Annotated in this window: 1 protein-coding gene; it reads right to left on the reverse strand. The window is 71.6% G+C overall.

What is annotated here, in order from left to right:
* Nucleotides 1–39: 39 nt before the first annotated feature.
* Complete coding sequence (locus AB4Y86_RS18735) at nt 40–1428, reverse strand: TIGR01906 family membrane protein (protein WP_441403638.1); 1389 nt, start codon at nt 1426–1428, stop codon at nt 40–42.
* Nucleotides 1429–1501: the final 73 nt, after the last annotated feature.

The raw sequence follows: 1501 nt of genomic DNA on the forward strand, positions 1-1501 counted from the left end.
GCACCTGCGGTGCCGGCCGCTTCTACTTGTCCAGGTTGTTTACAGCTCCTGTGCGGCGCCGGCGCGGTCCGCGGGCTTGTCGCCGCTGCTGGCGGCGCCGGGGCCGGCAGCTGATTCGTGGCCGGGGGCAGGCTCGTGCTCGGCGGCGGCGCCGTTCCGGCGCTTGAAGCGCCGGCCCTTGAGCGCGGCGGGGTCCACCATGCCGGCGTCGGCTTCCTGGGCAGCGCCGTCCTGGGCAGCCGCGGCGGCGCGCCGGGGCGGCAGTCCGCGGCGTTTCCGGGTCGGCCAGGTCAGGATCAGGGTGAGGATGGCTGCGAGCAGGACCAGGCCGCCGATGGTTATTCCGGCGTCGACCCAGAACTGTCCGGGGAACAACCGGATCAGGGTGTCCTGCAGTGAGAACGTCCACGTGCCGTTGGCGAAGAAGATGCGGTGGAACTCGGTGAAGAACTGCTCCCAGCCCAGCACGGCGAGCACGCCCAGTCCGATGATGATCACCAGGGTGGCGATGGACCCGGCGAACAGGCCGCGACGGACGCCGCCGGGGCTGCGGCGGCGCAGGTAAAGGATGGCGACCAGGCTGAGCAGGACCAGCAGGACCCCGGCACCGAAGGTGGACAGGATGACAAGCTTGACGTCGGCCATGTGGCTGACTTCGCCGTCCTTGAACAGCGTCTCGCCGCCCCGGTTGACCAGATCGCCGAGGTAGCGCGGGCCGGACCAGTTGCTCAGATAGTCGACCGCGTAGGATCCGTAGGTCATCCGGTCGTCGGCGTTGAAGCCGTAGCCGTCGCCCGGGAAACCGGGGCGGTTGTACTCGACCCAGAGGAACAGCGGGCTGGCCACGGCGCGGACGGCCAGGACCAGCAGGATGATCGGGAAGCAGACCGCCAGCAGGACCTGCATGACCCGGGGGGCCACGGGCTTGGCGTTGGCGGCACTTTCACGTTCAGCGTTGCGGCGTTCCACCTCTTCGCGGGGGGGCCGAAGCTGCAGCGCCGAGGTGGGCAGCGCCTCGTTGCGGTGCACCCCTTCGTCCCCGGCCGTGCCAGCGGCCGTGTCCGGCCCGGACGCCGGGGAGGCCGTCCGCTCGGCGCGGCGTCCCTGGCGTTCGCGGGTGCCGGGGGTTGCGGCCCGCTCCCCCGCCTCGACCGGCGTGCTGCCCTGTGCGGCCGCCGGGGTCGCGGCGTCGGCAGTTCCGGCGCCGGGAGTTGTTCCTGCGTCGGGAGTTGTTCCGGGGCCGGGAGGTGTTCCGGCGCCGGCGGCCGGGGCGGCAGTTGTGTCCGTGTGGGCGGAGTCCTCCGAAGCTGTGCCGGCCCGCTTGCCCGCGGCGGGCTTCATCCATTCGAAGGCCGGCTCGTCGGCGTCCTCGGCAGGTTCCACCAGGGGATCCGGCCGGTTCGGAGGGGTGGGACTCGTTTCAGTCACTGCAGCTTCGCTTCCGTAGGCTTCCGCGCCGCCGGACGAGGGGTCCGGCAGCGCCATATATCTGACACCGAGC

Origin of the sequence: Arthrobacter sp. 2YAF22_2 (assembly GCF_052114645.1) — a bacterium.
GTDB lineage: Bacteria > Actinomycetota > Actinomycetes > Actinomycetales > Micrococcaceae > Arthrobacter.